This window comes from Thiohalophilus sp., assembly GCF_046483665.1.
Lineage (GTDB): Bacteria > Pseudomonadota > Gammaproteobacteria > UBA6429 > Thiohalophilaceae > Thiohalophilus.
The window spans coordinates 1-6,701 of record NZ_JAWOCR010000023.1 but is presented as its reverse complement, the minus strand read 5'-3'; the positions used below and the strand labels follow the sequence as shown (position 1 = coordinate 6,701).

General features: G+C 59.0%; 8 protein-coding genes. 4 read left to right on the top strand and 4 right to left on the bottom strand.

The features are described from left to right. Positions 1-138: 138 nt before the first annotated feature. Positions 139-1,029: a carbon-nitrogen hydrolase gene (locus tag R6U90_RS06360; RefSeq protein WP_410351833.1), complete on the bottom strand. Its 891-nt coding sequence runs from the start codon at positions 1,027-1,029 to the stop codon at positions 139-141. Between the two features lie 100 nt (positions 1,030-1,129). Here R6U90_RS06360 and R6U90_RS06355 point away from each other — a divergent pair, with 100 nt between their 5' ends. Continuing rightward, the gene (locus R6U90_RS06355) at positions 1,130-1,531 is read left to right on the top strand and encodes a hypothetical protein (protein WP_410351832.1); all 402 of its coding nucleotides are present in this window, start codon (positions 1,130-1,132) and stop codon (positions 1,529-1,531) included. A 104-nt stretch (positions 1,532-1,635) separates the two neighbouring features. On the opposite strand, the gene R6U90_RS06350 is transcribed toward R6U90_RS06355, so the two are convergent. Both R6U90_RS06350 and R6U90_RS06345 read right to left on the bottom strand, forming a co-directional pair. Then, positions 1,636-2,667 (bottom strand): agmatine/peptidylarginine deiminase, encoded by a 1,032-nt coding sequence (locus tag R6U90_RS06350; RefSeq protein WP_410351831.1) that lies wholly within the window; start codon positions 2,665-2,667, stop codon positions 1,636-1,638. A gap of 33 nt (positions 2,668-2,700) precedes the next feature. Next, positions 2,701-3,030, bottom strand: a complete 330-nt coding sequence (locus R6U90_RS06345) for a hypothetical protein (protein WP_410351830.1) — start codon at positions 3,028-3,030, stop codon at positions 2,701-2,703. 117 nt (positions 3,031-3,147) lie between these two features. Here R6U90_RS06345 and sfsA point away from each other — a divergent pair, with 117 nt between their 5' ends. From sfsA to lolD, 3 genes are all read left to right on the top strand, one after another. Then, the gene (gene sfsA, locus R6U90_RS06340; RefSeq protein ID WP_410351829.1) at positions 3,148-3,855 is read left to right on the top strand and encodes a DNA/RNA nuclease SfsA; all 708 of its coding nucleotides are present in this window, start codon (positions 3,148-3,150) and stop codon (positions 3,853-3,855) included. A gap of 100 nt (positions 3,856-3,955) precedes the next feature. Next, positions 3,956-5,203, top strand: a complete 1,248-nt coding sequence (locus R6U90_RS06335; RefSeq protein WP_410351828.1) for a lipoprotein-releasing ABC transporter permease subunit — start codon at positions 3,956-3,958, stop codon at positions 5,201-5,203. Then, a complete protein-coding gene (lolD, locus tag R6U90_RS06330) occupies positions 5,196-5,876 on the top strand; it encodes a lipoprotein-releasing ABC transporter ATP-binding protein LolD (protein ID WP_410351827.1) in 681 nt (226 codons plus the stop codon). Before R6U90_RS06335 ends, lolD begins: the two co-directional genes overlap by 8 nt. A 78-nt stretch (positions 5,877-5,954) precedes the next feature. On the opposite strand, the gene R6U90_RS06325 is transcribed toward lolD, so the two are convergent. Then, positions 5,955-6,482 carry a DUF2062 domain-containing protein gene (locus R6U90_RS06325; RefSeq protein ID WP_410351826.1) on the bottom strand — a complete coding sequence of 176 codons (528 nt, stop codon included), beginning with the start codon at positions 6,480-6,482 and terminating at the stop codon, positions 5,955-5,957. Positions 6,483-6,701 lie beyond the last annotated feature (219 nt).

Here is a 6,701-nt window from a genome sequence, read left to right as displayed (position 1 = left end):
AGGCGCAGAGCTCGCTTAGTATGATCGATATCAGATGACTTTGCGCCGTGGCGTCTCTGCGAGAGATAAGTTTCTTCCTGACTACTGCATTACCAGACCCGGCCACGAAAAAAAATGCGCTGTAGCGGGCGCTTTTGATTATTTGTGGTCACGATAGCGCAATAACAAGTCGTCGTAGGCATCAATGCGCCGGTCGCGCAGATAGGGCCACAGGCGCCGCACCCTGTCACTGCGGGCCAGGTCGATCTCGCTCATCAGCAACTGCTCTTCGTCGGCGGGGGCTTCGGCGAGTATTTCGCCCTGCGGACCGGCGACGAAACTGTGGCCCCAGAAGTGAATGCGATCGCCGCTGACCGGGTCGGTCTCCACGCCGGTGCGATTGCAGGCGAGCACCGGCAGGCCGTTGGCGACCGCATGGGCGCGCTGGCTGAGCTGCCAGGCCTCGAGCTGGCGCTGCTGTTCCTCGACGGTGTCGTTCTCATCCCAGCCGATGGCGGTGGGATAAAGCAACAGTTCGGCGCCGGCCAGCGCCATCAGGCGGGCCGCCTCGGGGAACCACTGGTCCCAGCAGACCAGCACGCCGAGTCGTCCGACGGAAGTCTCGATGGGGTTAAAGCCGAGATCCCCGGGGGTGAAATAGAACTTCTCGTAATAACCGGGATCGTCGGGAATGTGCATCTTGCGATAGATCCCGGCAATGCGCCCGTCGGCCTCCAGCACCACCGCGGTATTGTGGTACAGCCCGGCACCGCGTTTTTCAAACAGCGAGGCGACGATCACCACCTGCAGTTCCGCGGCCAGTGCGCCGAGCTGCCCGGTGGTTGGCCCGGGAATCGGTTCGGCCAGGTCGAACAATGCCGGATCCTCGCGTTGACAGAAATAGGGACCGGTATGCAGTTCCTGTAACAGGATCAGCCGCGCGCCGTCGCTGGCGGCCTGGCGAATGCCGGCCTCGGAGGCCTGCAGATTGGCCTGGCGATCGGCGCTACAGCGTTGCTGCAGCAGAGCGGTTTTCAGCAGCTGGGTCATGGTTCGGGTTCCTGGATAGCTCGCGGTGAGTTTATCAAGCCTCACAGGGCAAAGGATATACGTTATTGCCGGGACTGTTTATACTGCCCGGACGGTCTATATGGGTGAAGGGGGAAGAATGAAACAGGGGCTGTTGATCGCTCTGGCATTATTGCTGGGGGCCTGTAATACCACGCCGAGCGAACTGGAAGATCTCGACAAGGTCCTGCGTGCCTACGAGCACAGCATGCGCTGGTCGCGTCTGGAGCTGGCGGTCCAGTACTACAAGGAACCCCCTGAACTGAGTGAACGGCAGAAAAAACGGCTCAGGGATATCAAGATCACCGGCTACAAGATACTCACGGTGAATGCCTCGACGACCGAAGCCGTCCAGGTGGTGGAATTGCGCTATTACAATACCAACAACCATGTCGTGCGGGAGATTACCGATAACCAGGTCTGGGAATACAACAAGGAAGCCGAGCGCTGGGCGTTGACCTCGGCGTTTCCCGAGTTCCGGTAAGTTTTAATTAAAAACAGCGAGAGAAGAACACCGGGCAAGCCCGTTCAGAATTTTGCTTATTCTGAAATCAGAAAGAGGCATTCCCGTTTTCGTTTGTGACCGCTTTACAACACGCCGACAGGTAATTGCATGGTCAGGCAGTGCAAACTGCCGAACTGTTCAATCAGTGGCCGGCAGTCGATGCCGATGATCTGCCGGTCGGGAAAGGCCGTTTGCAGTTGGGCGCACGCGGCTTGATCCCTGTCATCGCCATATTGCGGTACCAGTACGGCATCGTTGATGACCAGAAAGTTGGCGTAGCTGGCCGGCAGGCGCTTGCCGTCGGCATTGAAGATCGGTCCCGGCCAGGGCAACGGGAGCAGACGATAGCTTTCACCAGCGCAGTTATATAACTGTTGCAGTTCCTGTTGCATGGCCTGTAACCCGGCATAGTGTTCGTCCTGCGGATCATCACACTGTATATAAGCGATCGTGCTGTTGGGACAAAAACGCGCCAGCATATCGATGTGACTGTCGGTATCGTCACCGGCCAGATAGCCATGCTCCAGCCAGAGTACCTGCTTGACACCCAGCGAGTGCTTTAACTGCTTTTCTATCTGCGTCTGATCGTAGTGTGGATTACGCGTGGGGTTAAGCAGACAGGCGCGGGTGGTGAGCAGGCTGCCCGCCCCGTCGCTGTCGATACTGCCGCCTTCCAGGACAAAGTCGATGGTTTCGACCGGGGTCTCACCGAAACTTTTCTGGCGTTGCAATTCATGGGTAATGCCGTTATCCAGATTAGCAGGGTGCTTGTTGCCCCAGCCATTAAAGGTGAAGTCGAGCAGTCGCGGTTGATCGTTGGCCAGCACACCAATGGGGCCATGATCCCGCGCCCAGGTATCATTGCTCGGGGCGATGGCGAAACGGACCCGGGTCAGTAAACAGGAGTGGCGAATCAGCTGTTGTTCGACGTGCTGGCGATGAGAGGTGCCGGTCACCACGATCAGCACCGGTTCATGGCGGGCGATCTGGCTGGCAATTTCGGCAAACACCGGTTCCACCGCATCCAGATGCGTCGCCCAGTCCGTTCCGGCATGGGGCCAGGTGAGCATGACACCCCCCTGGGGGGCCCATTCAGCGGCTAACCGGCGATTCATACGCGTCGGCCTGTCACTGTGGAGAGGTTATGTTCAGGAGGAACCCGGGCGGGTCAGGTTATCGTGAGCCACGGCATTGATGACATACTGATACTCGAAATAGACGGTGAAGTCGGGATAGACCCAGCGGGTGATCGGGGGATCGCCAACGTCGTCGAATTTCTCCCGCGGGCTGCCAAAGCGTTCTTCGACCTGGAGCATGGACATCCCTCGACCGGGCAGCGTTACACTGTGATCCGGTTCCTGCAGGGCCGGTGGGGCGGGCATGTCGAGGGTCTCGGCAGCGGCCGGTGCGCCCAGTAACAGGGCAGCGGCGCCAAAAAGCGCTGATAAAGTCGGGGTATTCCACAGCCTGGTCATCATCGGGCTCCTCTGGCACAGTATTCGGCCGAATTTGCGGTAAAATATACTCTATCAATGGCTTACACGCAAAAGTTTAAGCAGTTTTTCCGGAGTCTGGCCTGACAGGTTGCTGTTGTTGTGAATTTTGACCCCCCACTGATCTCCGCTACTTTGCAGCGGCGCTACAAACGGTTTCTGGCCGATGTGCAGCTGGACAATGGTAAAGAACTCACCGTTCACACCCCCAATACCGGTTCCATGCTCGGCTGTGCCGAGCCGGGCACCCGGATCTGGCTGCGCGACAGCGCCAACCCCGGACGTAAATATCGCTATTCGTGGGAGCTGGCTTCGACCCTGGAGGGCACCCTGGTGGGGGTCAATACCCATCTGGCCAACGTACTCGTGCAGGAAGGGATTGAATCCGGCGTGATCGAGCGCCTGCAGGGCTATCGGACACTGCGTCGCGAGGTGAAATACGGCACCAACAGCCGGATCGATCTGTTGCTGAGCGATCCCGGACGCGCCGGCTGTTACGTGGAGGTAAAGAACGTCACCGCGGTCGATCGCGACAGTTATGCCATCTTCCCCGATGCGCCCACCGAACGGGGACGCAAGCACCTGCAGGAACTGGCGGCGATGGTCCGTGAGGGGTATCGGGCGGTGTTGCTGTTACACGTGGCCCGGGATGATGTCGACCGGTTTCGTGCGGCCGCAGAGATCGATCCCGCCTATGCCGAACAGCTGGCCGCCGTGTGCCAGCAGGGTGTGGAAGTGTACGCCTGGGTATCACAAATAACTCCCGAATCGATCCGCATCGCCCGTTCGATTCCCGTGCACCTGCCCTGAATTGCTGATGAAAATGCTTTACCTGAGCAGGTGTGAACTCTGGCGCAATCACCGCCTGGCGTTGATGTCATTTCAGCGCGAACCTGTATAATGCCGCTCCATGTTTAGACCATTCGAATTGTATGTCGGCCTGCGCTACACCCGCGCCAAGCGCCGCAATCACTTCATATCCTTCATTTCGCTGACCTCGATGCTGGGCATCGCGCTGGGTGTGATGGCATTGATCACTGTGTTGTCGGTGATGAACGGGTTCGAAAAAGAAGTGCGTGAGCGCATCCTCGATATGGTCTCGCATCTGACCGTGACCGATTATCGTCGCGGCATTGCCGACTGGCCCTCAGTGGCCCGCGCGACCGAATCCCATCCCAAAGTGATCGCCACCGCGCCGTATGTGGAAGGCGAGGGCATGCTGATCCGCGGCAAAGGGGTTAACGGCGCCCGGATCCGCGGCGTCTTGCCGGAACAGGAACCGGGCGTGTCGGCGGTCGCCGGTAAGATGGAAGTGGGACAACTGACCGATCTCAAGCCGGGGAACTTCAGCGTGATCCTGGGACGGGATCTGGCCCGGATTCTCGGCGTGGATGTCGGCGACAAAGTCACCATGGTCACGCCCAGCCTCAATGTCACTCCGGCCGGCATGGCGCCGCGGATGAAGCGCTTCGAAGTCGTCGGCCTGTTTCATATCGGGATGTACGAATACGACAGTGCGCTGGCCGTCGTCCATCTGGAAGATGCCCAGCGATTGTTCAAGCTCGGTTCGCGCGTGACCGGCGTGCGTGCCAAACTGAGCGATCTGTTTCTGGCGCCGCAGATTCGCCACGAACTGCAGGACGGCGTGTTGAGCGAGTTTTATGTGCGTGACTGGAGTTCCTATCACGCCAACTGGTTCCGCGCCGTTAAAATCGAAAAGCGGATGATCTTTTTGCTGTTGCTGCTGATCATTGCCGTGGCGGCGTTCAATATTGTCTCCACGCTGGTGATGGTGGTGACCGACAAGGAGAGCGATATCGCCATCCTGCGCACGCTGGGCGCCTCGCCGGGCCGCATCATGCGCATCTTCATGGTGCAGGGAACCGTCATCGGCGTGGTGGGCACGGTGCTGGGCAGCGTGCTTGGCGTCAGTCTGGCGCTGAATCTGGATATTGTGGTGCCGTGGCTCGAAGGGCTGTTCGGCATCCAGTTCCTGGATCCGGGCGTGTATTACATCAGCGAACTGCCCTCTGATCTGCACTGGGATGATGTCTGGATGATTACCAGTGTCTCGTTCCTGCTGGGCATCGTAGCGACCGTGTATCCGGCCTGGCGTGCCAGCCGGACCCAACCGGCGGAGGCGTTACGCTATGAGTGAGACGATTCTGGCCTGTCGCAAGCTGACCAAGGTGTTCCGTGAGGGGAGCCGTGAAGTCGCCGTACTCAAGGGGGTGGATCTGAGCGTCCGTCGCGGCGAGCAGGTGGCCATCGTTGGCGCCTCTGGCTCCGGTAAAAGCACCTTGTTGCACCTGCTGGGCGGCCTGGATCTGCCCAGCGCCGGCGAGGTGGAGGTCAACGGCGAGAACATGGCCCAACTGGACGACGCCCGACGCGGTCTGCTGCGCAATCGCGATCTCGGTTTTGTCTATCAGTTTCACCATCTGTTACCGGAATTCACCGCGCTGGAAAATGTGGCCATGCCGCTGTTGATTCGCGGACTCGGGACAGCCGAGGCGGGCGAGCAGGCGGCGGCTATGCTCACGGAAGTGGGGCTGGGCGATCGCCTGCGTCACAAGCCCAACGCCCTGTCCGGCGGGGAACGCCAGCGAGCGGCCATCGCCCGGGCCCTGGTCACCCGGCCGAAGTGCATTCTGGCGGATGAACCGACCGGAAATCTCGACAGCCAGACGGCCGAGCAGGTTTACCAGCGCATGCTGGAATTGAATACGGCGCTGGGCACCAGTTTTGTGGTGGTGACCCACGATACGGCATTTGCCGAGCGGATGGACCGTGTGCTGCATCTCAAGGATGGAATTTTTAGTTCTTATTAAACAGAAATTTACATTGCATAGTTAATGTGAACTTGATGTTACTTCTCGCCTGATCCGGCCACCCGAAAAGGTCTGTGCTCAGCGGTCCTTGTACTTGTGGTTCTCCCGCCGCCGCAACGCAAACTGCAGTTGCCGGTTACGGATATGGCTGAGCAGATGCAGGCGCCAGAGCAGTCGTACCAGCCCGTAACCCAGCGTCGCCGTGAGCGTGCCGACGACGAAACAGCCCAACAGCAGCGGTTGCCAGATCACGCCCAGTTCACTACTGAACCACTCCCACGACGGCGCAAACTCAACCGCGCGGACCGGCGTACCCAGAAACCAGGTGCCGACCTTGTAGCAGAAGAAAAAGATGGGTCCCATGGTCACCGGGTTGGTGATCCAGACCAGTGCCACGGCAATGGCGAGATTGCAGCGCATGATAATGGCGGCCGCCGCCGCCAGCGGCATCTGGAAGGGGACCGGGACAAATGCCATGAACAGGCCGACCGCAAAGGCGCTGGAGACCGAGCGTCGGTTCAGGTGCAGCAGGTTGGGATCGTGCAGCAATGTTCCGAAGATGCGGTTGAGCTGGACATGGTTGCGGATCTTGTCGTGATCCGGCATATATTTTCTTATAAACTTGCGAGGCATGTCAGGCGATTCAGGGACGTTGTCTGCCAGCCTATTATCCATCAATTGTATTACAAGCCATAACTTTTTATGCGATCAGGGACGATAGCATTTCTGGCAGGGATTCTCTGCCTGCAATTATTTCCGGTCTTGCCGTCCGGCGGCTGGATCTTTCTTCTCGTGGCGTCGATACCCGCCGCTCTGTGGTTCGCG